This is a genomic window from Cupriavidus sp. SS-3 (genome assembly GCF_035818815.1).
Lineage (GTDB): Bacteria > Pseudomonadota > Gammaproteobacteria > Burkholderiales > Burkholderiaceae > Cupriavidus > Cupriavidus taiwanensis_C.
Genome location: NZ_JAYLVT010000007.1, coordinates 75,626 through 99,718, shown reverse-complemented (window position 1 = coordinate 99,718; position 24,093 = coordinate 75,626). Strand labels below are relative to the sequence as shown.

The window sequence follows — 24,093 nt, the reverse complement described above, 5'->3', positions numbered from 1 at the left end:
CTATGTCCCCAACAGAATTCCGCAGCCAGATCGCGCGCCTCACCGCGCAACTGGCAGGCCGCCCGCTCGATACCGCGCTCGATGCATGGCTGAATGCCGAGCACGGCGCGGGCAGCCCCATCTACCAGCAATTGATGGCGTCATGTCAGGCCGGCGTGGCCGAAGGCTGGCTGTGCGACCGCGAAGGCGGCGGCATCCGCTACGGCCGCGTCTTCAAGCCCGCCGACGACCTGCACGGCTTTTCGGTCGACGTGGTCGACATGCACGACATCGCCGGACCCCACCACACCCATCCCGAGGGCGAGATCGACCTGATCATGCCGCTCGACCGCGACGCGCGCTTCGACGGCCGCCCCGCCGGCTGGCTGGTGTGCCCGCCGGGCAGCGCCCACCGCCCCACCGTCAGCAACGGCCGCGCGCTGGTGCTGTACCTGCTGCCGCAAGGCCGCATCGACTTCACGCGCTGAGAGCCATCATGACCGAACTCCTTTCCAATTACCTTGGCGGCACCTGGCAGCACGGCAGCGGTGGCGGCACCGCGCTGTTCGACCCGGTGCTCGGCAACGAACTGGTGCGCGTCGATGCCACCGGCCTGGACCTGGCGGCCGGCTTCGCGTTCGCCCGCGAGCAGGGCGGCGCCGCGCTGCGCGCACTGACCTACCGGCAACGGGCCGCGCTGCTGGCCGAGGTGGTGAAGGTGCTGCAGGCCAACCGCGATGCGTATTACGACATTGCCACCGCCAACAGCGGCACCGTGCGCAACGACTCCGCGGTCGACATCGATGGTGCCATCTTCACGCTGGGCACCTACGCCAGGCTGGGCGATACGCTCGGCGACCGGCATTACCTGCCGGACGGCGAAGCGGCGCGGCTGGGCAAGGATCCGCTGTTCCAGTCGCAGCATGTGCTGGTGCCGACGCGCGGCGTGGCGCTGTTTATCAATGCCTTCAACTTCCCGGCCTGGGGACTGTGGGAAAAAGCCGCGCCGGCGCTGCTGGCGGGCGTGCCGGTGATCGTCAAACCCGCCACCGCAACCGCCTGGCTGACGCAGCGCATGGTGCGCGACGTGGTCGAGGCCGGCATCCTGCCAGCCGGCGCGCTGTCGGTGGTGTGCGGCAGCGCCGCGGGGCTGCTGGACGCGCTGCAGCCGTTCGACGTGGTCTCGTTCACCGGTTCGGCCGATACCGCCGCGGTGATCCGCTCGCATCCGGCCATCGCCCGGCGCTCGGTGCGCGTGAACATCGAAGCGGACAGCATCAATTCGGCCGTGCTGCTGCCGCAGGACGGCGCCGGCAGTGCTGCCTTCGACCTGCTGGCGAAGGAAGTCGTGCGCGAGATGACGGTCAAGTCCGGCCAGAAATGCACCGCGATCCGGCGCGTCTTCGTGCCCGAGGCGCTGTACGCCCAGGCCGCCGAGGCCATCGGCGCGCGGCTGTCCAAGGTAACCGTGGGCAATCCGCGCCACGATTCGGTACGCATGGGCGCACTGGTCAGCCGCGCGCAGTTCGACGCCGTGCAGGCGGGGCTGGCCGAGTTGCGCTCGCACGCGCGGGTGCTGCATGACGGCGCGCGCCAGCCGCTGGTCGATGCCGACCCGGCGCTGGCCTGCTGCATCGGCCCGACGCTGCTGGGCGTGAGCGATGCCGACGCGGCCGCCGTGGTGCACGACACCGAAGTGTTCGGCCCGGTCGCCACGCTGCTGCCCTACCGGGATACGGCCCATGCCCTCGACCTGGTGCGCCGTGGCCAGGGGTCGCTGGTGGCCTCGCTCTATGGCAGCGACGCGGCCGCGCTCGGCGCCGCCGCGCTGGAGCTGGCAGACAGCCATGGGCGCGTGCATGTGATTTCGCCCGAGGTGGCGCAGCTGCACACCGGCCACGGCAACGTCATGCCGCAATCGCTGCACGGCGGCCCGGGCCGCGCCGGCGGCGGCGAAGAGCTGGGCGGCCTGCGCGCCCTGCACTTCTATCACCGCCGCTGCGCTATCCAGGCCAGCACCGCGGTGCTCGGCAGCCTGGCCTGACCTTGGCCTGAGCGATCCGGCTCACCGCTTTCCCGCGCCGCCACATCCGCATGGCGGCGCGCGGCACACCGTACACCAGCAACAGGGGAGACAACCCATGAACGCCACGCCCGCAGCGCCACCGGTCCGGCCACCCGGCACCCCCTTCAACTTCGCCGCGCACCTGCTCGAGGGCAATGCCGCGCGCGCCGGCAAGGTGGCCTATGTCGACGACGACGGTCAGCTCACCTATGGCGAACTCGACCAGCGCGTGCGGCGCCTGGCCGCGGCGCTGCTCGGCGCCGGCATCCGCCGCGAAGAGCGCGTGCTGCTGCTGATGCACGACTGCACCGACTGGCCGGTGTGCTTTCTCGGCGCGATGTACGCCGGCATCGTCCCCGTTGCCGTCAACACCTTGCTGACCGCCGACGACTACGCCTACATGCTGCAGCACAGCCGCGCGCAGGCAGTGATGGTGTCGGCCGCGCTGGTGCCGGTGTTGCGGGACGCGCTGGCACGACCGGGGCATGAGGTGCGGCAGGTGCTGGTATCGCGTGCGCAAGCAGCATTGCCCGATGGCATGGCGACGCTGGAAACTGCGCTGGCCGCGCAGGCGCCGCTGCCGGCGCCCGCCGCCACCGGTTGTGACGATCCCGGCTTCTGGCTCTATTCGTCGGGCTCGACCGGCCAGCCCAAGGGCGTGGTGCACAGCCACGGCAACCCGTACTGGACCGCTGCGCTCTACGCCGGGCCGGTGCTCGGCCTGACCGAGCAGGATGTGTGCTTCTCCGCGGCCAAGCTGTATTTCGCTTACGGCCTGGGCAACGGGCTCAGCTTTCCGCTCAGCGTCGGCGCCACGGTGGTGCTGATGGCCGAGCGGCCCACGCCCGATGCCACGTTCCGGCGCTGGCTGCAGCACCAGCCCACGGTATTCTTCGGCGCGCCGACCGGATACGCCGGCCTGCTGGCCTCGCCGGCGCTGCCGGCCCGGGCCGAGGTCGCGCTGCGGCTGTGCTCGTCGGCCGGCGAAGCGCTGCCGGCGGACCTCGGCGAGCGTTTCACCGCGCATTTCGGCTGCGAGATTATCGACGGCATCGGCTCCACCGAAATGCTGCATATCTTCCTGTCCAACCGTCCCGGCCAGGTGCGCTACGGCACCACCGGCTGGCCGGTGCCGGGCTACACCATCGAGCTGCGCGACGAGGACGGCCGCCCGGTGCCCGACGGCGAGATCGGCGACCTGTATATCCAGGGCCCCAGCGCGGCGATGATGTACTGGGCCAACCGCGAGAAGTCGCGCGAGACCTTCCGCGGCGGCTGGACCAAGAGCGGCGACAAGTACGTGCGCAACGCCGACGGCAGCTACAGCTACGCCGGACGCAGCGACGACATGCTCAAGGTCAGCGGCATCTATGTGTCTCCGTTCGAGGTCGAGGCCACGCTGGTGCAACACCCCGCGGTGCTCGAAGCCGCGGTAATCGGCGTGCCCGACCAGGACGGTCTGGTCAAGACCAAGGCCTTCGTGGTGCTGAAGGCCGGCGCGCAGCTGGACGAGGACGAACTGAAGGCCTTCGTCAAGGAACGGCTGGCCGCCTTCAAGTACCCGCGCGCGATCGCCTTCGTCGAGGCGCTGCCCAAGACCGCTACCGGCAAGATCCAGCGCTTCATGCTGCGCGAACGAGAACTGCAGGCCGCCGCAGAGCGTGCCGCCGCGGTGGCGTGAGCGGCAACGCCGCCCACCGCCGCACCCCAACCATATCCGGAGACAAACCATGCGTCAGATCGATGTCCACCAGCTGGCCGACACGGCCCGCTTCAACCGCTTCCATGCGCTCATCCTGTTCTGGTGCGCGCTGATCATCATCTTCGACGGCTATGACCTGGCCGTCGCCGGCATCGCGCTGCCGTCGATCATGAAGGAGATGGGCGTGAGCGCCACCAGCGCGGGCTTCATGGTCAGCTCGGCGCTGTTCGGCATGATGTTCGGCGCGATCTTTCTCGGCACCGTGGCCGACCGCATCGGACGCCGGCGCGCCATCGCCATCTGCATCGCGCTGTTCAGCGTGTTCACCGCGGCGGCGGGCCTGACCAGCGACCCCGTCAGCTTCAGCGTGACGCGCTTCCTGGCGGGGCTGGGCATCGGCGGGGTCATGCCCAACGTGGTGGCGCAGATGACGGAATACTCGCCGCGCAAGCTGCGCGGCACGCTGGTGACGCTGATGTTCAGCGGCTATTCGGTCGGCGGCATGCTGGCAGCGCTGCTGGGCAAGGGCCTGATCGAAAGCTACGGCTGGCAGTCGGTGTTCCTTGCCGCCGGCCTGCCGGTGGTGCTGATCCCGCTGGTGCTGCGCGCGCTGCCGGAGTCAATGCCCTACCTGATCCGCACCGGCCAGACCGATGCCCTGCATGCCGTGGTATCGCGGCTGGCGCCGTCGCATCGCCCGCAGGCCGGCGATGTCTTTATGCTGGCTGCGGACGACAAGGCCGGCAGCACGCCGATCCGCCGCCTGTTCCAGGACGGCCGCGGCGTCAGCACGATGATGTTCTGGGTGGCGTTCTTCATGTGCCTGTTCATGGTGTACGCGCTCAGCTCGTGGCTGGCCAAGCTGATGGCGGGCGCGGGCTACAGCCTGGGCTCGGCGCTGACCTTCGTGCTGGTGCTGAACTTCGGCGCGATGCTGGGCGCCATCGGCGGCGGCTGGCTGGCCGACCGGCTGCCGATCAAGCACGTGCTGGTCGGCATGTATGCGCTGGCGGCGGTGTCGATCACGCTGCTGGGCTATCCGATGCCGAGCGCCGCGCTGTTCGTGGTGGTGGGCCTGGCGGGCGCGTCCACCATCGGCACGCAGATCGTCACCTACGCCTACGCGGGCCAGTTCTACCCGATGGCGGTGCGCGGCACCGGCATCGGCTGGGCCTCCGGCGTGGGCCGCAGCGGCGCCATCCTGGCCCCGATCGTGATCGGCGTGCTGGTGGGGATGTCGCTGCCGCTGCAGCAGAACTTCATGGCGATGGCAATCCCGGCGGTGATCGCGGCGGGTGCGGTGTCGATGATCAATCACCGCAAGTCGGCCTCGGCGCAGGCGGAAGTCGCTGCGCCGGTGCGGGCGGCGGTGCGGGAGGCCTGAGGGAAATTGCTTGTGACTTGAGTCCTCACGCATGCCCATTGTTTGCTCCCTCTCCCGCAAGCGGGAGAAGGGAGCAAACCGGCAGCTTCGCAAAGGGTATTCCTACTTCCCGCCCTTCACAGTCGTATAGGCCGTGATCAGGTTGCGGTAGTCCGGGATATGGTTCGAGAACAGCGTGCCCAGGCCTTCGATGTCGTTGCGCCAGTCGCGGTGCAGCTCGCACGCCACGCCGAACCACGTCATCAGCTGCGCGCCGGCTTCCGCCATCCGGTGCCAGGCCGAATCGCGCGTGATTTCGTTGAAGGTGCCCGAGGCATCGGTCACGACGAACACTTCAAAGCCCTCTTCGATCGCCGACAGCGCCGGGAATGCCACGCATACTTCCGTGACCACGCCGGCAATCAGCAGTTGCTTCTTGCCGGTGGCGCGCACGGCCGCGACGAAGTCTTCGTTGTCCCAGGCATTGATCTGGCCCGGGCGTGGAATGAACGGCGCATCCGGGAACATGGCCTTGAGTTCGGGCACCAGTGGTCCGTTGGGGCCATCCTCGAAGCTGGTGGTCAGCACGGTCGGCAGCTTGAAATACTTGGCCAGGTCGGCCAGCGCCAGCACGTTGTTCTTGAACTTGTCGGGCTCGATGTCCCGCACCAGCGACAGCAGGCCGGCCTGGTGGTCGACCATCAGCACGGCGGCCTGGGTCTTGTCCAGGCGCTTGTAGGGCTTACTCATGGCACGCTCCTGTGGAGAAATTGCGGGCGCTGCAAAGGATCCCTTGCAGCGCCCGCGTTGAGAGGCAGTGCCTACAGGTTAGGACGTTAACGCTGGGAGTCCAGTACCTCGTGCTTCTTCTCGACTTCCTGCGCCTTCATGTAGCTTTCGATCAGCAGCTGGTAGGCCGGGAAGATCCTGGTGTAGACCTCGGCCCATTGCTGGGCGTCCGGGCGGTTCCACGTTTGCTGCAGCTCCGACGCCACCGCGGCGGTGTCCATCGGCACCACGCCGGCCTGGACGATGCGCGCCAGCGTGATTTCCTGTGCCATCTTGGAATAGGTGCCGGAGGCGTCGACCACCGCAAAGACCTTGTAGCCATCAGCGACCGCGCTGATCGACGGGAACGCCATGCACACGCTGGTGATGGTGCCGGCGATGATCAGGGTCTTCTTGCCGGTTTCACGCACGGCGGCGACGAAGTCGGGGTTGTCCCAGGCGTTGATCTCGCCCTTGCGCGCGACGTATTTGGCATGCGGGGCGTTTTCATGGATCTCGGGGATCAGCGGGCCGTTGGGGCCTTGCGGCACCGACGCGGTGGTGATCACCGGCAGCTTGCATAGCGTCGCCATCCTGGCCAGCGCGGCGGCGCGCAGGCGCAGCTCGGGCATCGGCATGTCGCCCACGGTCTGGAACAGGCCACTCTGGTGGTCGATCAGCAGCATTGCCGTATCGGCGGGATTGATGGCCGGACGCTTGCCGTTGAAATTGGCGGGTGTGGTCATTGGGCATTCTCCTATGCAGTTGGCAAAACCGGCGGACCGGACCATCCGGAACCGACCGTGTTGCGGAAGCATAGGACTTGGCAAATGTGCCCGGTAGACCGGAAAATCTGCCCTCAGCGTCCTACTGGCAGGACGACAGGAGCGGCGTTTGCACCCGGACCTCAATGACCTGTACTACTTCGCGCAGGTGGTCGACCACCAGGGCTTTGCCCCGGCCGGCCGCGTGCTGGGCATCCCCAAGTCCAAGCTCAGCCGGCGCGTGGCCCTGCTGGAAGAGCGCCTGGGGGTGCGCCTGATCCAGCGCTCGACGCGGCGCTTCTCGGTGACCGAGCTGGGACAGACCTATTACGCCCACTGCAAGGCCATGCTGGTCGAGGCCGAGGCCGCCGAGAGCGCGATCGAGCAAAGCCGCGCCGAGCCCAGCGGGCTGGTGCGCATGACCTGCCCGGTGGCCCTGCTGCATGCGCACGTGGGCGAGATGGTGGCCGACTTCATGGCGGCCAATCCCAAGGTCATCGTGCACCTGGAGGCCACCAACCGGCGCGTCGACGTGGTCGCCGAGGGCATCGACCTGGCCGTGCGCGTGCGCGTGCCGCCGCTGGAAGACAGCGACCTGGTGATGCGGGTGCTGGCGCAGCGCGCCTGGTGCTTTGTCGCCAGCCCGGCGCTGCTGGCCAGGCACGGACCGCTGCTGGCCCCGGCGGACCTGAACGCCCTTCCCACGCTGGACCTGGGGCCGCCGCGCCCGTCGCACACCTGGTCGCTGCACGGGCCCGGCGGCGCCAGCGCCGACCTGCACCACAAGCCCCGGCTGGTCACCGACGACATGATCATGCTGCGCACCGCGGCGATGGCCGGCGCCGGCGTCGTGCAGCTGCCGGTGATGATGATGACCGACGAGTTGCGCGATGGCCGCCTGGTCAAGGTGCTGCCGGAATGGTCGGTCAAGGGCGGCGTGATCCACGCCGTGTTTCCGTCGCGGCGCGGGCTGCTGCCGTCGGTGCGCGAGCTGATCGATTTCCTGTCGCAGCGCTTCGCGCAGATCAACGAATCCTGAGAGCGGCGGCGCGCCCCGCGCCAGGGGCAGTGGCCATCACGCGGGCGGCCGTGGCCCGGAAGTGGTATCATCCACGTTCCCATGTACAGACCGGATCGGCAACGCCCGCCTTCTGTGCATCTGCCGCAGACACTCTCTGCTTGTAAGCACTTCAGTAGCGGCATATCAGGCGCAAACCCGGGTCGACACCCTCTGCGTCCTCGGGCCCACAGCCCATCACCCTTTTCCGACCAGCGGCTGGTCCGCTCCGCGACGATCGCCCGTACCCTCCCCCGGTACGCCGGCGCCTCGGCTTGCGCAGGCATGGTCCACTTCACGCCAGATGCAACGCCCGTGCTTGCGCGCGGGCCCGATGCTGGCACATCGCAACGGCTGACGGCCGCCACCGCGCCACGCGCCGCATCGGCATGCCGATGCCCACGCTGCCGACGGCCGCGCCCAAGAACAGGTAACACATTGAATCGAGTCAAATCCATCCAGCACAGCCCTTATACCGTTTCCGTCTATCCGATCGAGCAGGAACCCGGCCTCTGGTTCGCGACCTACATGATTGCGGAATACCGCAACGGCGCCGAACGCATCGTGGCCAACGTGGCCATGCGCCATGACACCCACCGCTCCGAAGCCCGCGCCCGGCAGGCAGCGCGCCGCGCGGGCGAACATGCCGCGGCGCGCCTGCGCCAGCAGTAGGCCGCGCCGCAAGCTGCTTCGTCAGTCCCCTCCCATCGGCTTGCCGCTATCCGGCTGGCCGCCACCACGGCGCGCGCGCAAGCCGCGCGGCTACATCAAGGAGCTCCCTTGGCAAAAGAAGAACTGGTCGAATTTGGCGGCAAGGTGTCGGAAGTGCTGCCCGACAACCGCTTTCGCGTGACCCTGGAAAACGGCTTCGAAGTCTGGGCGTATTCGTCCGGGCGGCTGAAGAAGAACCGCATCCGCGTGCTGGCGGGCGACCGTGTCACGCTGGAGATGTCGCCCTATGACCTGACCAAGGGCCGCATCAACTACCGGCACAAGTCCTAGCCGGCACCCCTTCGCCATGGCATGCGCCGCGCCGGCGCGTGCCGTCCCGCAATGCTCTATCCCTCAATCAAGGAGAATCGACATGTCCGTCATCGAAGAATGGGAAGCCCTGCACCTGACGCCGGAAGGCTGGCAGCCGGGCAGCTACCGGCACGCGCCCTGGCAAGCCGTGGAAATCGCACCGCCCGCGGCGGGCGTGCTGACCGTCAGGCGCCATGTGACGGCCACCTATTGCGGTCCGTCGCGCGCGGTGGAGGACCGTACGCCGGAGATCACGGACATGGCGCTAATCGAAGCGCTGCTGGAGCGCCACGGCGACCCCGTGTTCCGGATCTGACGCCAGGCGGCGTTCCGCGCAGCCGCCTACCGTTGCCGCTGGCGCACTGACTCGTCAGCCAAGCACGCGCACATGCGGCCGGGCCGTCCTGAGCCCGGCGCCGACCGTGCGCAACTCGCCGTCCCACGGGGCGGCGGACAGGTCCAGCACATAGTCGCCCTCGCGCGCCTTGTCGTGCAGCTGGTCGCGCACCACCTGGCCGATGGCCAGGCGGCACAACGCCTCGCCACTGGTGGCAAGCTGGCCGCGCAAGGCAGCCGGGTCGGTCAGCACGCCGAACGAACGCCGCCCTACGCCCACGAAGCTGGTGAACAGCACGCCGGTGGGACGCTCGGCATCGATAAAGCAGATGGCCACGTGATAGGTGGTGCCTTTGCCCTCGCCGGGCAACGTGCACAGAAAACCGGATGATCCCGTACGTATGTCCATGAACGGACTCCTTGCAGTCTGACGGATGACGCCGCGCGCCTCCGGTTGCGCAACCGGCCGGATCTGCCGGCACGCTGCAAACACCCGCGCCCTGAAGCGACGCCCTGCAGTGACGCCCTACAGCGACGCCACGGATTCGCCGGCAACCAGCCCGTTGATGATGTCTTCGCCGAACTGCAGCGCGCCACGGCGCGCTGAGCCGATGTTCTCCCAGCGCGACTGGCCCAGCGGGAACACGCGTGCATGGTCCTCGCCCGGGCGATAGCCTTCGCGGCAGATCACGATCGAAGCCTGGAAACTGTTGTCGGGCCGCGTACGCGGCCAGGCCTGCCCGGGCCGGTTGCGGTAGACCAGCGGGTACAGGTCAAAACCCTTGTAGCTGGCAAAGGGTGTGGTGCCGGGAACATTGTTGCCGGGACTACGGCTGGGACTGCTGTCGCTCACGACGGCTCCATGCGGCATGGCGCCGCGTTGATGGGAAGAGAAATGCGGGAACGGCGCCGGCCTTCGCTCAGGACGCCGGCAATCCGGACGAGGTCACCGATACCCCGGGCACCGCGCCGTTGATGATCGCTTCGGCATAGCGCAGCGCACCACGGCGGGCGCCGCCGACGTTGTCCCACGGCGTGGCATCCAGGCGGAACGTGCGCGCCTGCGCGCCTTCCGGCGACTCGCCCTCGAGGCAGATCACCACCGCCGCATCGAACGAGCGGTCGGGCCGCGGCTCTGGCCACACGCGCGTGATGGTGTGCTTGTAGACCAGGGGATAGAGGTCGTACCCCTTGTATGTCGCAGCTGGATAGATATCCATGGCAGCCTCCCGCGCAATGATGGTGTTGCCCCCACTCTACGCCTGTTGCGGGCCGCGCAGTGGCTTTATTTCGCCATCGGCCGGCATCATGCCGGGCAAAATGAAAAAGCTCCGCCGCAGCGGAGCTTTTCTTATCAAACTGGCGCCGGGGCGCTCAGCTCAAATCGGTTCGACGCGCTCAGATCGGCTCGATCTTGGTCGCGGCCGGGCCCTTCTGGCCGACGCCGGCGACATAACGCACCTTCTGGCCTTCTTGCAGCGACTTGAAGCCGCTGCCCTGAATTTCGGAGAAGTGCGCGAACAGGTCGTTGCCGCCTGCATCAGGCGTAATGAAGCCAAAACCCTTCGAATCGTTGAACCACTTGACGGTACCGGTTTCCATGCTGGATTCCTCAATAAGTTTTTCTCACCGGCAAAAGCGCCGGCAAGGCATGACGATCAAGGAAGACACAAGGAGAAAAAGTGGCGCCGTGTGGGCAAGCACCTGGACTTCTAGGTTGCTGCTTGAAAGATCCTGCACCGACCCTTGTACACGCCAGCCCTTGCCGTGTCAATCAACTTCGCCGGATCGATGGTGAATCGGCACGCAAAGTGCGGGGTGAAGGTCTTCCCGTCCTGCACGCGGCATGCATGCTACAGTGGCCCATCGAACGGAACGCTACGGATGACACTCTGCACTGCCTGCCAGGCCATCGAACGCCATGTGCGCGGCGCCCCCGGGCACGCCGCGCTGCGCATCACCGACACCCGACGCATCAAGCCTCCGCGCTCGGCGGCCGTCACCATCAGCAGCTTCGTCTGCCAGGATTGCGGTGCCGCATGGACCTACCGCGACCAGAAAAGCGGCCCGGAACAAGGGTGGGACCTGCCCGCCGAAACGCCGCAGCCGTAAGCGGAGCGGCGATGCAAAGAAAAAACCCCGGACCAGGGTCCGGGGTTTTGCTCACGCGCGGCCCGCAACGCGGGCCGACCGCGCTCAGGCAGCCACCGCAGCCAGCGCGGCGTTCAGCGTCTGGCTCGGGCGCATCGCGGCGCTGAGCTTGGCGGCGTCCGGCTGGTAGTAGCCGCCGATGTCGACCGGCTGGCCCTGCACCGCTGCGAGTTCGCCGACGATCTTCTGCTCGTTGTCGGTCAGCGTCCTGGCCAGCGGTGCGAACCTGGCGGCCAGCTCCGCGTCGTCCGACTGCGCGGCCAGTTCCTGGGCCCAGTACATCGCCAGGTAGAACTGGCTGCCGCGGTTGTCCAGCTCGCCGGTCTTGGGCGACGGGCTCTTGTTGTTGTCGAGCAGCTTGCCGGTGGCGGCATCCAGCGTCTTGGCCAGGATCTTGGCACGGGCGTTGCCGGTCTTGATGCCGACATCTTCCAGCGACACCGCCAGCGCCAGGAACTCGCCCAGCGAATCCCAGCGCAGGTGGTTTTCTTCGACCAGCTGCTTGACGTGCTTGGGCGCCGAACCGCCTGCACCGGTTTCATACATGCCGCCGCCGGCCATCAGCGGCACGATCGACAGCATCTTGGCGCTGGTGCCCAGTTCCATGATCGGGAACAGGTCGGTCAGGTAGTCGCGCAGGATGTTGCCGGTCACCGAGATGGTGTCCAGGCCTCGGATCACGCGTTCCAGCGTATAACGCATGGCGCGCACCTGCGACATGATCTGGATGTCCAGGCCGCTGGTGTCGTGGTCCTTCAGGTACGTTTCCACCTTCTTGATCAGCTCGGCCTCGTGCGGACGGTACGGGTCCAGCCAGAACACCGCCGGCATGCCCGAGTTGCGTGCGCGCGTGACGGCCAGCTTGACCCAGTCGCGGATCGGCGCGTCCTTGACCTGGCACATGCGCCAGATATCGCCCTGCTCGACGTTCTGCGTCAGCAGCACTTCACCGGTGGCCAGGTCGACGATGTTGGCAACGCCGTCTTCGGCGATCTCGAAGGTCTTGTCGTGCGAGCCGTATTCCTCGGCCTTCTGCGCCATCAGGCCGACGTTGGGCACGGTGCCCATGGTGGTCGGGTCGAAGTTGCCGTTGGTCTTGCAGAAGTTGATGATCTCCTGGTAGATGCGGGCGAAGGTGCTTTCCGGGATCACCGCCTTGGTGTCCTTCGGACGGCCGTCCGCGCCCCACATCTTGCCGCCGATGCGGATCATGGCCGGCATCGAGGCATCGACGATCACGTCGTTCGGCGCGTGCAGGTTCGAGATGCCCTTGGCCGAGTCCACCATCGCCAGTTCCGGGCGATGCTCGTGGCAGGCGTGCAGGTCGCGGATGATTTCTTCGCGCTTGGAGCTGGGCAGCGACTCGATCTTCTCGTACAGGTTGACCAGGCCGTTGTTGACGTTGACGCCCAGTTCGTCGAACAGCGCGCCGTGCTTGGCGAAGGCTTCCTTGTAGAAGATCTTGACGGCGTGGCCGAACACGATCGGGTGCGACACCTTCATCATGGTCGCCTTGACGTGCAGCGACAGCATCACGCCGGTCTTGCGCGCGTCTTCGAACTGCTCTTCATAGAAGGCGCACAGGGCCTTCTTGCTCATGAACATGCTGTCGATGATCTCGCCGTCCTGCAGCGAAACCTTGGGCTTGAGCACGATGGTCTTGCCGCTCTTGGTGATCAGCTCCATCTTGACGTCGCGGGCCTTGTCCAGCGTCAGCGACTTCTCGCCGTGGTAGAAGTCGCCGTGCTTCATGTGGGCCACGTGCGTGCGCGAGGCCATGCTCCACTCGCCCATGCTGTGCGGGTGCTTGCGCGCGTAGTTCTTGACCGCGGCCGGGGCGCGGCGATCGGAGTTGCCTTCGCGCAGGACCGGGTTCACGGCCGAGCCCAGGCACTTGGAATAGCGCTTCTGGATCGCCTTTTCTTCGTCAGTCTTCGGGTCTTCGGGGTAGTCGGGCACCTTGTAGCCCTTGCCCTGCAGTTCGCGGATGGCGCTGACCAGCTGGTGCACCGAGGCGCTGATGTTGGGCAGCTTGATGATGTTGGTGTCCGGCAGCTGCGTCAGCTTGCCCAGCTCGGCCAGGTTGTCCGGCACGCGCTGCGCTTCGGTCAGGAATTCGGGGAACTCGCCCAGGATACGGCCCGCCACCGAGATATCGCTGGTGGTCACGTTGATGCCGGCCGGCTTGGTGAAGGTCTGGATGATCGGGAGGAACGCACTGGTCGCCAGCAGCGGGGCTTCGTCGGTCAGCGTGTAGATGATGGTGGGTTGCTGGGTACTCATTGCTTCTCTCAGATCCTCTATCGGTGGGTGGGACTTCTGCCTGCCGGGTCACGGTCAGGGCAACAAACTAGGCGAAAAGTAGAATTTTGCCTCAGTTTGCTTTCAGGAATCTGAAAACCACCGCATCCGGGGCGGCAATCGGGCAGAAAATTGGGCTGATCACGGGCTTGTGCAGTCGGATGGCGTCCATTGCACCTGAACGGTGCCGTCCGGGCCGCGCCTCAAAAAATGGGGACAGGAATCCGCTGCCGGGTGGCCGGCAAGTGCCACCGACGGATCACATCCGCTCGGAGGGCGCGCCCCTCTCCGCTGAGGGGAGAGGGGAAAACTGCAGCAAGCCCCTCAGGCCGCCAGCCTGAACGTCGCCACCGCCTCCTTCAGCCGCTGCGCCTGCTCCTCGAGCGAACCCGCCGCCGCCGCGGCCTCTTCCACCAGTGCCGCGTTCTGCTGCGTCACCGTATCCATCTGCGTCACCGCCTGGTTCACCTGCTCGATGCCCGAGCTCTGCTCGGCCGACGCCGCGCTGATCTCGCCCATGATGTCGGTCACGCGCTTGACGGCCGCGACGATCTCTTCCATGGTCTGGCCCGACTGCGTCACCAGCATCGAGCCCTTTTCGACGCGGTCGACCGAATCGCCGATCAGCGCCTTGATCTCCTTGGCCGCGGTCGCGCTGCGTTGCGCCAGCGTGCGCACTTCGCCCGCCACCACGGCAAAGCCGCGGCCCTGCTCGCCGGCGCGCGCGGCTTCCACCGCGGCGTTCAGCGCCAGGATATTGGTCTGGAACGCAATGCCCTCGATCACGGCGATGATGTCGACCACCTTCCTCGACGCGCCGTTGATCTCTTCCATGGTCTCGGCCACCTTGCCCGCGACTTCGCCGCCCTTGGCCGCGATATCGGAGGCGTTGACCGCGAGCGTGCTGGCCTGGCGCGCGTTGTCGGCGTTCTGGCGCACGATGCTGGTCAGCTCTTCCATGCTGGCCGCGGTCTGCTGCAGCGACGAGGCCTGTTCCTCGGTGCGCTGCGACAGGTCGGTGTTGCCGGCGGCGATCTGGCTGGTGCCCGACACGATCGACTCGGTGCCGGCGCGCACCTGGCGCACGATACGCAGGATATTGGCGTTCATGTCCGCCAGTGCCTGCAGCAGCTGGCCGGTTTCGTCGCGGCTGTCGACGTCGATGCGGCTGGTCAGGTCGCCCGACGCCACCGTGCGCGCCACCGCCACGGCGCGATGCAGCGGACGCGTAATGCCGATGGTGAGCCAGAACGCGAACCCAATGCCGATGCCCAGCACCACCACGCCCAGCCCGATCAGGCTGTTGCGCGCGTTGACGTAGATGGCGTTGATCTCGCGCGCGGTGGCGTCGATGCTGGCGCGCTGGATGTCGAGCAGCTTCTGGATCTCGGCCAGGTAGGCGTCGCCGGCGGGCACGAACTCTTTCTCCAGCACCTGGTTGGCTTCCTCGGTCAAACCTTCCTGCTTGAGCTTCGTGATCTTGTCGCGCCCGCTGTTGTACGGGTCGCGCACGCTCAGGATCTTCTGGAACGCGGCCTTTTCCTGCTCCGAGCTGAGCATCGGCTGCAGCTTGTCGCGCAACTGGGCAATGCCTTCGATCGAGGCCTTGGTCTCGGCGGCAAAGAACTGGCCCAGCGACGGGTCGGCGCTGCGCGCCACCGCGGTGGTGCGGCGCACGCTGGTATGCATGAGGCGGTACCAGTCGCTGACCAGCCGCTCCTTGGTCAGCGGCTGCTGCATCATCGCGTGGGTGCGCTCGGCCACCTGCTGCAGCCGCAGCATGCCCAAGCCCGTCATCAGCGCCGCAAGCAGCAATACCACCCCAAAACCGATGCCGAGGCGAACCCCGATACCTAGATTCTTCATTTCTTCTACCTGATTAGCATTGGTCATGGCGAAGTGCTGCCGCGCACGGCCTGGGTCGGCGCAGCGCTCTTCGCTCTCATCGTCCGCGGGCGGGCCGGGTCGGGCCGACGCACAGGCGGGCTATGGATGCCAACGGCAGGGGCGGCGGTAACTTTAGGGTCTTCCTCGATTGACGGCCAGAAGTGTGCGGATACCGGCTATAGTGGACAGGATCCCGGCCAAAAGGGACACGCCGTCCCCGCCGCCGGCCGACCTGCCAGTCCTTCCACCAGGAGACCCAGCATGGCCACCACGCCTCCCAATCCCTTTGCCGATTTCACCAGGATGATGGAACAGTTCCGCCTGCCGGGCGTGGACATGAGCGCGGTGGTCGAAGCGCGCCGCAAGGACATCGAAGCCCTGGCCGAGGCCAACCGGCTGGCCTATGAAGGCATGCAGGCCATCGTGAGGAAGCAGCAGGAAATTTTCGCCCAGACCATGCAGCAGTTGCAGGCGGCCGCCCAGCAGTACGGCACGGCGAGCAATCCGGCAGAGGCCATGGCCAGGCACAGCGAGTTCGTGCAGCAGCAGCTGCACCAGGCGCTGGAGAACATGCGCGCGCTGGCCGAGACCGCGCAGAAGGCGCAAGCCGAGGCGCTTGCCGTGATCAGCAAGCGCGCCGAACAGAACGTGAAGGAGGCCGGGGAAATTCTCCAGCCGAAAACCAAACCCCGCGGCTAGCGCCGCTCAGGCGGGACCTGCCCCACCGCCTCGACCAGGCGGGCATGCGCGGCCAGGTCCACCGGCCGGTGCTTGACCTTGGTACTGGCCGGGTTGTTGCCCAGGTAGTTGCCGTTCTTCCAGTCGCGCGCCGGTCGCACCGGCCGGGGCGCGAAACCACCCCCGCAGTTCGGGCAGACATTGCCGAGCAGTTCGACGCAGCCCGCGCAGAAGGTGCATTCGAACGAGCAGATGCGCGCTTCGGCGGAATCCGGCGGCAGGGGCTTGTTGCAGTGTTCGCAGCCTGGTCTGAGTTCCAGCATGGCGCATGGCTCCTTTTCTGGATGAGCGGTTCGGGACCGCCATCGTAGCCGGATTCCGCGCGGCCGGCATGGCGCCGGCCGCTGCTTCAGGTCAGATCACGCCTTGCGCCAGCATGGCGTCGGCCACCTTGACGAAGCCGGCGATGTTCGCGCCTTCCACGTAGTTGATGTAGCCATCCGCCTTCTGGCCGTGGTGGATGCAATTCTGGTGGATGTCCTTCATGATCGCGTGCAGCTTCTCGTCGACCTCGGCATGGTGCCAGGACAGGCGCATCGCGTTCTGCGACATCTCCAGGCCCGAAGTCGCGACGCCGCCGGCGTTGCTGGCCTTGCCCGGCGCGTACAGGATCCTGGCGTCGACAAAGCGGTCCACCGCCTCCAGCGTCGACGGCATGTTGGCGCCTTCGGCCACGCAGATCACGCCATTGCCCAGCAGGGTCTCGGCATCGTTGCCGTCGAGTTCGTTCTGGGTGGCGCACGGCAGCGCCACGTCGGCGGGCACGTGCCACGGGGTGCGGCCGGCTTCGAAGCTCATGCCGTGGCGGGCGGCAAAGTCCGACAGGCGGCCGCGCTCTTCATTCTTGAAGGCCATGACTTCGGCCAGTTGCTCGGTGGTCATGCCCTGCGGGTAGTGCAGCACGCCGCCGGAATCGGACAGCGTCAGCACCTTGGCGCCGAGCTCGATCGCCTTCTCGGCCGCGTACTGCGCCACATTGCCCGAGCCGGAGATCAGCACGCGCAGCCCGTCGAAGCCACGCCCGCGACGGTGCAGCATTTCCTGCGCGAAGTAGACCGTGCCGTAGCCCGTCGCCTCGGGGCGCATCAGGCTGCCGCCGTAGGCCAGGCCCTTGCCGGTAAACACGCAGGCCGACTGGTTCGACAGCTTCTTCATCATGCCGGCCATGAAGCCGACCTCGCGCGCGCCCACGCCGATGTCGCCGGCCGGGATGTCGGTATCCGGGCCCAGGTGGCGGAACAGCTCGGTCACCAGCGCCTGGCAGAAGCGCATCACTTCACCGTCCGACTTGCCCTTGGGATCGAAGTCCGAGCCGCCCTTGCCGCCGCCCATGGGCAGCGTGGTCAGCGCGTTCTTGAAGGTCTGCTCGAACCCCAGGAACTTCAGCACCGACAGGTTCACGGTGGGGTGGAAGCGCATGCCGCCCTTGAACGGGCCGATGGCCGAGCTGTGCTGCACGCGGAAGGCGCGGTTGACCTGCACGCGGTTCTGGTCGTCGGTCCATGCCACGCGGAACTGGATCACGCGCTCGGGCTCCACCAGCCGCTCGAGCAGGGCCTGGTCGGCGTAGCGCGGATTGCGCTCGACGAACGGCCACAGCGTCATCATGACTTCCTTCACGGCCTGGAGGAATTCGGGTTGATTGGGGTCGCGGCGGGCAACCCCCGCCAGAAATGCTTCAAGGGAAGGAGAATTCACGGATGTCTCTTGCTGTGCTGGAGTGGCAGGATGCGGCAGCCTTGCCGGCTGGATGCCGGTCTGCGGTGCCGTGTGGCGTTGCGCCGATGGAAGGTGGGTCGCCTCCGGTTTATCGGACGGGCACGGCTGACCGTGCCGGTCCGACAACCCAGCACTTTAGCACCGCCATGGGGCACAGGACAGTCAAAACACCTGTGACAGCGGCGTCAAAGCCGCAATTTGGTGCGAGGGCGCACGGATTTGCGTGCGATCAGCGGACATAGCCCTTAAGTCACCCCTAAATCTGTATTCCGAAATAATCAAGGCAATAAAGCACAAAGGTGGCATTCCTGCACTCATGGCATTAGTCACTGCTCCCTACACTCCGCTCGTCACAACCTAAAGAACGAGAGGGAGAAATGAGGGCAGCAACAACCGCACAGCATGAAATGGAGATACTCGCCGGACCGGGGTCTGTCCGGAATGCGTCTGACTTTCGCAACATGCCGTCAGAGTATCAGGAGCTCGCCAAACGGCTGATGCTCGTGCATACGGAAGGCGAGCTTACGGGCGCGGACGACTATACGCAGATCTTTTACAACCTGGCGCCGGATGCCTTCGAGAAGCAGGTTTGCTGCGAGCGAGCATCCGAGGAGATCCAACATTACCGCCTTAGTGCCGACGTGCTTGCCGAACTCGGCGTCGACACGAGTTACATGCTCCGCCAACATTTTCTGGAGCGTCCTTACTACCCGAACGAGCTGGTGCGAGGAGTCAGGAACTGGATGGAGCGCGGCATCTTCTCGTTCATTGGCGAGGCAGTCGTGCTGGAGCACCTCCTCGAATTTGCCGACTGCAGCTACAAGCCGTTCGCCGACATCTTCATCAAGCAAATCATCAGCGATGAGCATACCCACGTCGCGCATGGCTACCGCATTGTCAAGGACGCCTGCATGACAGATGAAGGTCGCATTGCCGCTCAGCAGGCCTTGAGCCGGCTGTGGCCGCACCTGCTCGATCTGTTCGGGCGCTCCGACTCCCAGCGCTCGCGGCTCTACCTCAAGTGGGGCCTACGCAAGACAAGCAACGAGGCCTTGCGCAATCAGTTCATCAAGAAGACGGTGCCGCGCCTGGCGGCGATGGGCTTGCACGTGCCGGACTCGATGGCCAACCGCGCGTTTGTCTGAGGAGACGCCATGAGCGAAACAGATTCGCTGCACCAGCGACGCAAGCATCTGATCGCCGAGCGTTTGCCTGAGCTCCTTGCCCAGGCCACTGTGAAGGCTGCCGCGACAGCCAGGCGGTCTACAGCTGGCTCATCGTCAGCCTGGCGTGCTCCCTGGCATCAACGGAAACCCTGCGCACGTGGGTGGAGGTCGCCGAGTCTTACTGGCGCCAGTTCATTTGGTCACCTTATCGGAAGACGCCAGGGCAAATGGCCGCGGACAGGTCAGCTAAAAGTACCGGCACGGTGCCTCCGCCCCGGCAAACGGCATCCACCTCCGAGGAAATTCTGACATGAGCTTCGTCGCCAGCCAGGAACGTTCGCAGTCCCAGGCACAAGGGCTGCGCCTGCCCGTTGCCGCCAAGGATCGCGCGCAGTGGCAGCAGCGCCTAAACGCGCTGCCGGTGCTGCGCCACATAGGCGCGGAGCTTGATCTGGCCGATCCTGCCGTCGTCCGGCTCCGGCTGGTGCGGCAACTCGATTCTCACTTGGGAGGGCTTGGCACATCGGCGCTCAACGGTGCAGTGATCGCTGGAATGATCGACTGTGGCATATCGACCGCCGGCATCCTGCAGTTTCGCGGTCGCACGTGCGGAACGGTACACCTGTCGATTGATTTCATGAAACCGGTGCGCATCGCGCTCCCGACGCTCGAGTGCCGCGTGGTGCGGCGCACGGGGGCGGCGCTTCGTGGCTCGCGCTGCTGCCAGGCTGGCTCCTGACCGTACATGCTGCGCGCAAATTCTTCCTGGTGATCTGCCATGCAGGTATCCATGAGACATTTTCTCGTCGGGCAAGCGTGAACAGGATGTTTGTCGACGTCGTGTCGTTGCTGCTATTGACGTTGCCATATGAGCAATTCCGCGAGGATCACGCAATCGATCACCATGCACGCTACTTCTCCGGCAAAGGGGACCCCGACGCCGATGTGCTTTACAGCATCGGTCTTCGCCCCGGGCGTCAATTGGAGTCGCTTTGGCTGGCCGTCGGCTGGGCGCTGGTAAAACCACGCTTTCATTTGCGCTACACGTTGGCGCGTGCCCGCGCCAACTTCGTCGGTGCGCGGCCGCTGCGTCGCATGACGGCCATCCTTGTCTATGCCGCTGCCGGATGCGCGTTGACATGGTTCAACCTCTGGCCTGTCTTTCTGGTGGCATGGGCAATTCCGCTCACAGTCGGCTTCCAGAATGCGGCCCTGCTGACCTTTGCCGGCGAGCACAAGTGGTTCCGCCTGCAAGGGGCGGACGATCGCAGAATCGCATGGCTGCAGCAGCAGACCTCCGCACGCTTCATGGGATGTCCCTATCCCTGTCGATGCGGAAGCGCCGTCTGGCCTGTACTGCAACGCGTGGGCTGGTGGCTACGCATGCTGTGCTGGTTCCTGCCGCTGCGCCTGCTCGTAGTGCCAGGGGATATGCCCGTACATGATTATCACCACAGCAACCCGCGCGGCGACTGGACCAACACACTCTATGTGCGACCCGAATGGATCGCCCAGAATCGTCCGCTGCATAGCGAGACGTGGGGGTTCTGCGCGGCGGTCAATAACGCACTGCGGCCCATGAGCGAGATCCCGGTGGACTATCTCGCCCATGGGGCCGCACCGATTGCAGCCAGCGAGCCGACGTTCGACTCGCTTACCGCGCTCTAGGAGAGAGTTCAATGGCCGACTCCCACACCCTGCTGCCAATGGCCGTAGCCGGAGCGGCCGCTTCATCCCTTCCCCTTCCGCGACTTCCGAAACTCCCCTCCACATGGACACCAAACAGACTGCCAATGTTGCCGCCGAGATCCTCCCGAACGCCCATTTACGCCCCTCCGCTAAACTCCCCGATGCGGAGGGCTTCGCCAGTCGCATAGGCAGGGTGCAGAGTTCCGCTGTGCGGGACCTGCTGAAGTACAGCAAGATTCCCGGCGTTATCTCACTTGCAGGTGGCATCCCTGCGTCGGACCTGTTCGATGCGGCAGGCCTACGCGAATCGCTTGCCGCAGTCGTGGACAGCGGCGCTACGTCCGCGTTCCAGTACGGACTGACCGAAGGCGAACCTGCACTGCGCGAACAGATCATGCACCTGCTGCGGCATCGCGGTATCGCCGCAAGTCCGGCTGGCATCCTGGTCACATCTGGCTCGCAACAAGGCCTGGATGTCGCGGCGCGTACTCTGCTCAACCCCGGCGACACGGTGCTGGTGGAACGGCCATCGTATCTGGCGGCGCTGCAGGCATTCGGCCTTGCCGAGGCCAACATTGTCTCCGTGCCATCCGATGAAGCGGGCATCGATGTGGACTGGATCGAGTCCTATGCCTCGCGTCATCCGGTCAAGGCCATTTACGTCGTCCCGAATTTCGGCAATCCGAGCGGGCGCACACTCTCCCTGGAACGGCGGCAGCGGCTCGCCCACGTTGCCGGTTCCAACGGAACCTACATCATCGAGGACGATCCCTATGGCGAATTGCGACTCTGCGGCAAACCCGTCGCCAGCATCGTGGCGCTCGCTGCGGGAAGTGCTGCGCAATGTCGCGTGCTTTACCTATCGTCGTTTTCCAAGATCCTGTCCCCTGGCCTGCGCGCCGGCTGGATGGTATTACCCCCGGCGGTGTTCGACCACGCTGCACTGGTTAAGCAGGCGATCGACCTGCACACGTGCAGCCTCTCCCAGCAGCTCATTGCGGAGTACCTGGCCAACGGACGATTGCAGCCTCGATTCGAGCTGCTGCGCAACGCCTACCGTGAGCGACGCGACGCGCTGATTGCCGGACTGCACCGCCACCTGGGCGAGGCTATCCATTTCAACGCGCCGGAGGGCGGGATGTTCCTGTGGGCCCGATTCGCACCGCAGGTAGACGCCGCCCGGGTGCTGCAGGCCGCTATCCAAGCCGGCGTAGTCTTCGTGCCGGGCGCCGCATTCTTTGCCGATACTCCCGAACGTAATACCCTGCGCTTGTCGTACTCGACCGTCGACGCCGAGTCCGCTGACATCGGCGCCTCCAGACTGGCCCAGGCGCTGCGCGCTACCTGCAACGGCACTCTGCCTTCGGCCATTTCGGCGTTCGGAATGCGCAGGCTCAAAAACTGAAAATTCATACCTGAAAGCGTGAATTTTCCAGTGGATCTCCCCGCTTCACGGCCATTGAGCACTGTTGGCGCGTTGGTAAAATCGAGCACATACCTAAAGGACTGTCCCGATGACGGTGCGCAAGCTCGATTTCCGCAATCCGGACCACCATGCCTCGCTATTTTCCGTCGCGCCTGTGCGCAGCAGCACGACGTACGACTGGAAAGCGTTGTATTTCGAGCGGCGCGACGATGCACTTTTCCAGACCGGTGAGCACGCCATTGACGGGCACTATCTGATGGTCAAGCTCAATCCGCTCTCGATCGCGGAGCGCCGCATCGACGGCAGGCTGCGTACTGAAGTGCAGCGTCGCGGTTCCACAGCCTATGTGCCAAACGGATGCGGTCACAGCGTGCGCTATGTGCGTCCGCTAGGCAGCCTGTGCCTCATGACGCTGCATGACTGCACGCTGCGCGAAGTCGCCGACGAGCTAGGCGTTACAGGCTTTGCCGGTGTGCCAACCTTTGCCCAGGCGCCGGACAACTTCGTGCTCAACGCCTTCGAGGCGCTCGACCAGGAACTGCGTAACGGCAATCCACACGGCGCGCTGATCGGTGAGACGTATGCACGCCTGGTAGCAGCGCATATCGTGACATGCTACGGCAAAGGACCTCGCGGTAGCGGCCGAATACCGGCGTTGACTATCGCGCGCATGAAATGGCTGGATGAGTACATAGAAGCGCATCTCACGCATCGGATAACTTTGGAGGCCTTGGCCCGGCAGGCAGGGCTCAGCCCTTACTATTTCACTCGCGTGTTCAAGGACGCCACTGGCCTGCCGCCCTATCGCTACGTCTTGCATAAGCGTATCGAATATGCCTGCGCCACCTTGCGCCGTGACGAGCTTTCGATTGAAGATGTGGCGCTAGCCTGCGGCTTTGGCGACAATGCCCAGTTCACCAAGCAGTTCAAGAAGATCTGCGGCGTCACGCCATCCGCCTATCGAATGGCGTGCAGGCAGGACGAAATTGCCGGAATCGCTTGACGCATTAGAAGCCCCACTTGCCTTCGCACAAACGGTGAGGCGAGGATTATCTCCAGAGCGCCAAGGCACCGGCAGCTCAGGCAATCAGCAGCTTCGTCCCGCGTTCCTTCAAAACCGCGCCCAGCTCCGGCTCCGGCGCCATGTCGGTAATCACCCAGGCGGCCAGTTCGGCATGCTTGATGGTGACGCCGGTGTTGCGGCCGAACTTGGTGTGGTCGGCGACCACGCAGGCCACGTCGGCCGCCAGCAGCATGCGGCTGCGCAGCTCCGCCGCGGCGCGGGAGAAATCGCAGATCTCGCCGCGCGGCGTGATGCCGCCGATGCCGATAAAGGCGAAGTCCGTGTGGTAGCGCGACAGCTGCTCGATGGTGTCCCAGCCATGGGTGGCGTCTTCGTTGTCCTGCAGCTCGCCACCCAGCACGATCACGCGGTTGCCGTTGCGCCGGCCCAGCAGCTGGGCGATGGCCAGGTCGTTGGTGTAGACCAGCAGGTTATGGTGCCCGTGCAGCGCCTGCGCCACCGCATGCGTGGTGGTGCCGTAGTCCAGGATCAGCGAGGCGCCGTCGCGCACCAGCTCGGCCGCGCGCACGCCGATGGCGCGCTTGCCCTCGGCATTGACCTGCGCGCGGGTCTGGGTATCGGGCTCGGTCCGGTCCGGCGCCAGCGCGCCGCCATGGGTCAGCACCAGCAGCCCGCGCGTGGCCAGCGCATTGAGGTCGCGGCGGATGGTCTCGCGCGATACGTCAAGCTCGCTCACCAGCTCGCTGATGGCCAGCGCGCCGGTCGCGGACAGCTGGTCGAGGATATATTTCTGCCGTTGTTCGGCGAGCACGGGGACTCCGGAAGGGTCGGGGACTTGGGGGCTGATTCTAGCGCAGCCAGGGCCCCCCCGAGCGACCTTGCGCGAAACTGCGACGGCCCTTCCCGTAACCGCCTGGGTGCTCCCTCTCCCGCTT

At 65.8% G+C, this 24,093-nt stretch carries 26 protein-coding genes; 15 read left to right on the top strand and 11 right to left on the bottom strand.

From position 1 onward, the window contains the following. The first annotated feature begins 2 nt into the window (after window positions 1–2). From U9J39_RS13090 to U9J39_RS13075, 4 genes are all read left to right on the top strand, one after another. Window positions 3–467, top strand: a complete 465-nt coding sequence (locus U9J39_RS13090) for a DUF4863 family protein (RefSeq protein WP_115712920.1) — start codon at window positions 3–5, stop codon at window positions 465–467. Between the two features lie 8 nt (window positions 468–475). Then, on the top strand, window positions 476–2,023 hold the full coding sequence (locus U9J39_RS13085; protein ID WP_116314641.1) for a 3,4-dehydroadipyl-CoA semialdehyde dehydrogenase: 1,548 nt from the start codon (window positions 476–478) through the stop codon (window positions 2,021–2,023). 97 nt (window positions 2,024–2,120) lie between these two features. Beyond that, window positions 2,121–3,725 (top strand): benzoate-CoA ligase family protein, encoded by a 1,605-nt coding sequence (locus tag U9J39_RS13080; protein WP_116314642.1) that lies wholly within the window; start codon window positions 2,121–2,123, stop codon window positions 3,723–3,725. Window positions 3,726–3,774: 49 nt separating this feature from the next. Further along, window positions 3,775–5,130, top strand: coding sequence for an MFS transporter (locus U9J39_RS13075; RefSeq protein ID WP_326347239.1), 1,356 nt, complete (start codon window positions 3,775–3,777; stop codon window positions 5,128–5,130). Between the two features lie 102 nt (window positions 5,131–5,232). On the opposite strand, the gene ycaC is transcribed toward U9J39_RS13075, so the two are convergent. Further along, the gene (gene ycaC, locus U9J39_RS13070) at window positions 5,233–5,859 is read right to left on the bottom strand and encodes an isochorismate family cysteine hydrolase YcaC (protein ID WP_115712916.1); all 627 of its coding nucleotides are present in this window, start codon (window positions 5,857–5,859) and stop codon (window positions 5,233–5,235) included. Between the two features lie 86 nt (window positions 5,860–5,945). Continuing rightward, on the bottom strand, window positions 5,946–6,623 hold the full coding sequence (locus U9J39_RS13065) for an isochorismatase family protein (RefSeq protein ID WP_326347238.1): 678 nt from the start codon (window positions 6,621–6,623) through the stop codon (window positions 5,946–5,948). A gap of 148 nt (window positions 6,624–6,771) precedes the next feature. On the opposite strand from U9J39_RS13065, the gene U9J39_RS13060 reads away from it, so the two are divergent. From U9J39_RS13060 to U9J39_RS13045, 4 genes are all read left to right on the top strand, one after another. Continuing rightward, window positions 6,772–7,680: a LysR family transcriptional regulator gene (locus U9J39_RS13060; protein ID WP_115712914.1), complete on the top strand. Its 909-nt coding sequence runs from the start codon at window positions 6,772–6,774 to the stop codon at window positions 7,678–7,680. A 456-nt stretch (window positions 7,681–8,136) separates the two neighbouring features. Continuing rightward, on the top strand, window positions 8,137–8,370 hold the full coding sequence (locus tag U9J39_RS13055; RefSeq protein WP_115712913.1) for an isochorismatase: 234 nt from the start codon (window positions 8,137–8,139) through the stop codon (window positions 8,368–8,370). Window positions 8,371–8,478: 108 nt separating this feature from the next. After that, window positions 8,479–8,700: a translation initiation factor IF-1 gene (infA, locus tag U9J39_RS13050; RefSeq protein ID WP_115682815.1), complete on the top strand. Its 222-nt coding sequence runs from the start codon at window positions 8,479–8,481 to the stop codon at window positions 8,698–8,700. A gap of 82 nt (window positions 8,701–8,782) precedes the next feature. Further along, window positions 8,783–9,037: a hypothetical protein gene (locus U9J39_RS13045; protein WP_018008446.1), complete on the top strand. Its 255-nt coding sequence runs from the start codon at window positions 8,783–8,785 to the stop codon at window positions 9,035–9,037. Window positions 9,038–9,091: 54 nt separating this feature from the next. On the opposite strand, the gene U9J39_RS13040 is transcribed toward U9J39_RS13045, so the two are convergent. The 4 genes from U9J39_RS13040 to U9J39_RS13025 all read right to left on the bottom strand — a co-directional run bounded on the left by U9J39_RS13040 (window position 9,092) and on the right by U9J39_RS13025 (window position 10,659). Further along, window positions 9,092–9,466: a hypothetical protein gene (locus U9J39_RS13040; protein WP_115712911.1), complete on the bottom strand. Its 375-nt coding sequence runs from the start codon at window positions 9,464–9,466 to the stop codon at window positions 9,092–9,094. Between the two features lie 117 nt (window positions 9,467–9,583). After that, window positions 9,584–9,910: a hypothetical protein gene (locus U9J39_RS13035; protein ID WP_115714215.1), complete on the bottom strand. Its 327-nt coding sequence runs from the start codon at window positions 9,908–9,910 to the stop codon at window positions 9,584–9,586. A gap of 67 nt (window positions 9,911–9,977) precedes the next feature. Next, the gene (locus U9J39_RS13030) at window positions 9,978–10,277 is read right to left on the bottom strand and encodes a hypothetical protein (RefSeq protein ID WP_115712909.1); all 300 of its coding nucleotides are present in this window, start codon (window positions 10,275–10,277) and stop codon (window positions 9,978–9,980) included. 178 nt (window positions 10,278–10,455) lie between these two features. Continuing rightward, window positions 10,456–10,659 carry a cold-shock protein gene (locus U9J39_RS13025; RefSeq protein WP_020202065.1) on the bottom strand — a complete coding sequence of 68 codons (204 nt, stop codon included), beginning with the start codon at window positions 10,657–10,659 and terminating at the stop codon, window positions 10,456–10,458. 282 nt (window positions 10,660–10,941) lie between these two features. Here U9J39_RS13025 and U9J39_RS13020 point away from each other — a divergent pair, with 282 nt between their 5' ends. After that, complete coding sequence (locus tag U9J39_RS13020; protein ID WP_115682818.1) at window positions 10,942–11,169, top strand: hypothetical protein; 228 nt, start codon at window positions 10,942–10,944, stop codon at window positions 11,167–11,169. Window positions 11,170–11,253: 84 nt separating this feature from the next. On the opposite strand, the gene U9J39_RS13015 is transcribed toward U9J39_RS13020, so the two are convergent. Together U9J39_RS13015 and U9J39_RS13010 are read right to left on the bottom strand one after the other, a co-directional pair. Continuing rightward, complete coding sequence (locus U9J39_RS13015; RefSeq protein WP_326347237.1) at window positions 11,254–13,491, bottom strand: NADP-dependent isocitrate dehydrogenase; 2,238 nt, start codon at window positions 13,489–13,491, stop codon at window positions 11,254–11,256. Between the two features lie 342 nt (window positions 13,492–13,833). Continuing rightward, window positions 13,834–15,375, bottom strand: a complete 1,542-nt coding sequence (locus tag U9J39_RS13010) for a methyl-accepting chemotaxis protein (protein ID WP_326347316.1) — start codon at window positions 15,373–15,375, stop codon at window positions 13,834–13,836. Window positions 15,376–15,657: 282 nt separating this feature from the next. Between U9J39_RS13010 and U9J39_RS13005 the strand changes: the two genes are divergently transcribed. Next, on the top strand, window positions 15,658–16,095 hold the full coding sequence (locus tag U9J39_RS13005; protein WP_115682821.1) for a phasin family protein: 438 nt from the start codon (window positions 15,658–15,660) through the stop codon (window positions 16,093–16,095). On the opposite strand, the gene U9J39_RS13000 is transcribed toward U9J39_RS13005, so the two are convergent. Then, entirely contained in the window at window positions 16,092–16,397 is a 306-nt protein-coding gene (locus U9J39_RS13000; RefSeq protein WP_115712902.1) for a DUF1272 domain-containing protein, read from the bottom strand. The genes U9J39_RS13005 and U9J39_RS13000 overlap by 4 nt on opposite strands. Window positions 16,398–16,488: 91 nt before the next feature. Then, on the bottom strand, window positions 16,489–17,832 hold the full coding sequence (gene gdhA, locus U9J39_RS12995) for an NADP-specific glutamate dehydrogenase (RefSeq protein ID WP_116314646.1): 1,344 nt from the start codon (window positions 17,830–17,832) through the stop codon (window positions 16,489–16,491). 428 nt (window positions 17,833–18,260) lie between these two features. Here gdhA and U9J39_RS12990 point away from each other — a divergent pair, with 428 nt between their 5' ends. From U9J39_RS12990 to U9J39_RS12970, 5 genes are all read left to right on the top strand, one after another. Further along, window positions 18,261–18,998 (top strand): Phenylacetic acid catabolic protein, encoded by a 738-nt coding sequence (locus U9J39_RS12990; protein ID WP_240991315.1) that lies wholly within the window; start codon window positions 18,261–18,263, stop codon window positions 18,996–18,998. Window positions 18,999–19,329: 331 nt separating this feature from the next. Further along, the gene (locus U9J39_RS12985) at window positions 19,330–19,758 is read left to right on the top strand and encodes a PaaI family thioesterase (protein WP_326347235.1); all 429 of its coding nucleotides are present in this window, start codon (window positions 19,330–19,332) and stop codon (window positions 19,756–19,758) included. After that, window positions 19,692–20,687 (top strand): fatty acid desaturase, encoded by a 996-nt coding sequence (locus U9J39_RS12980; protein ID WP_326347234.1) that lies wholly within the window; start codon window positions 19,692–19,694, stop codon window positions 20,685–20,687. Before U9J39_RS12985 ends, U9J39_RS12980 begins: the two co-directional genes overlap by 67 nt. A 103-nt stretch (window positions 20,688–20,790) precedes the next feature. Further along, window positions 20,791–22,113: an aminotransferase-like domain-containing protein gene (locus tag U9J39_RS12975; protein WP_115712890.1), complete on the top strand. Its 1,323-nt coding sequence runs from the start codon at window positions 20,791–20,793 to the stop codon at window positions 22,111–22,113. A 109-nt stretch (window positions 22,114–22,222) separates the two neighbouring features. Next, entirely contained in the window at window positions 22,223–23,137 is a 915-nt protein-coding gene (locus U9J39_RS12970) for an AraC family transcriptional regulator (RefSeq protein ID WP_326347233.1), read from the top strand. 76 nt (window positions 23,138–23,213) lie between these two features. Here the strand turns inward: U9J39_RS12970 and U9J39_RS12965 are convergent, their stop codons facing one another. Further along, entirely contained in the window at window positions 23,214–23,969 is a 756-nt protein-coding gene (locus U9J39_RS12965; RefSeq protein WP_116314651.1) for a DeoR/GlpR family DNA-binding transcription regulator, read from the bottom strand. Window positions 23,970–24,093 lie beyond the last annotated feature (124 nt).

What these genes read in the sequence shown, in the direction of transcription:
- U9J39_RS13080 (WP_116314642.1), top strand. Translation starts at nt 2,121, where the DNA reads ATGAACGCCACGCCCGCAGCGCCACCGGTCCGGCCACCCGGCACCCCC.
- U9J39_RS13030 (WP_115712909.1), bottom strand. Translation starts at nt 10,277, where the DNA reads ATGGATATCTATCCAGCTGCGACATACAAGGGGTACGACCTCTATCCC.
- U9J39_RS13090 (WP_115712920.1), top strand. Translation starts at nt 3, where the DNA reads ATGTCCCCAACAGAATTCCGCAGCCAGATCGCGCGCCTCACCGCGCAA.
- U9J39_RS13005 (WP_115682821.1), top strand. Translation starts at nt 15,658, where the DNA reads ATGGCCACCACGCCTCCCAATCCCTTTGCCGATTTCACCAGGATGATG.
- U9J39_RS13065 (WP_326347238.1), bottom strand. Translation starts at nt 6,623, where the DNA reads ATGACCACACCCGCCAATTTCAACGGCAAGCGTCCGGCCATCAATCCC.
- U9J39_RS13020 (WP_115682818.1), top strand. Translation starts at nt 10,942, where the DNA reads ATGACACTCTGCACTGCCTGCCAGGCCATCGAACGCCATGTGCGCGGC.
- U9J39_RS13010 (WP_326347316.1), bottom strand. Translation starts at nt 15,375, where the DNA reads ATGAAGAATCTAGGTATCGGGGTTCGCCTCGGCATCGGTTTTGGGGTG.
- U9J39_RS13015 (WP_326347237.1), bottom strand. Translation starts at nt 13,491, where the DNA reads ATGAGTACCCAGCAACCCACCATCATCTACACGCTGACCGACGAAGCC.
- U9J39_RS12975 (WP_115712890.1), top strand. Translation starts at nt 20,791, where the DNA reads ATGGACACCAAACAGACTGCCAATGTTGCCGCCGAGATCCTCCCGAAC.
- U9J39_RS13040 (WP_115712911.1), bottom strand. Translation starts at nt 9,466, where the DNA reads ATGGACATACGTACGGGATCATCCGGTTTTCTGTGCACGTTGCCCGGC.
- U9J39_RS12990 (WP_240991315.1), top strand. Translation starts at nt 18,261, where the DNA reads ATGGAGATACTCGCCGGACCGGGGTCTGTCCGGAATGCGTCTGACTTT.
- U9J39_RS12985 (WP_326347235.1), top strand. Translation starts at nt 19,330, where the DNA reads ATGAGCTTCGTCGCCAGCCAGGAACGTTCGCAGTCCCAGGCACAAGGG.
- U9J39_RS13085 (WP_116314641.1), top strand. Translation starts at nt 476, where the DNA reads ATGACCGAACTCCTTTCCAATTACCTTGGCGGCACCTGGCAGCACGGC.
- U9J39_RS12970 (WP_326347233.1), top strand. Translation starts at nt 22,223, where the DNA reads ATGACGGTGCGCAAGCTCGATTTCCGCAATCCGGACCACCATGCCTCG.
- U9J39_RS13025 (WP_020202065.1), bottom strand. Translation starts at nt 10,659, where the DNA reads ATGGAAACCGGTACCGTCAAGTGGTTCAACGATTCGAAGGGTTTTGGC.
- ycaC (WP_115712916.1), bottom strand. Translation starts at nt 5,859, where the DNA reads ATGAGTAAGCCCTACAAGCGCCTGGACAAGACCCAGGCCGCCGTGCTG.
- U9J39_RS13075 (WP_326347239.1), top strand. Translation starts at nt 3,775, where the DNA reads ATGCGTCAGATCGATGTCCACCAGCTGGCCGACACGGCCCGCTTCAAC.
- U9J39_RS13000 (WP_115712902.1), bottom strand. Translation starts at nt 16,397, where the DNA reads ATGCTGGAACTCAGACCAGGCTGCGAACACTGCAACAAGCCCCTGCCG.
- U9J39_RS13045 (WP_018008446.1), top strand. Translation starts at nt 8,783, where the DNA reads ATGTCCGTCATCGAAGAATGGGAAGCCCTGCACCTGACGCCGGAAGGC.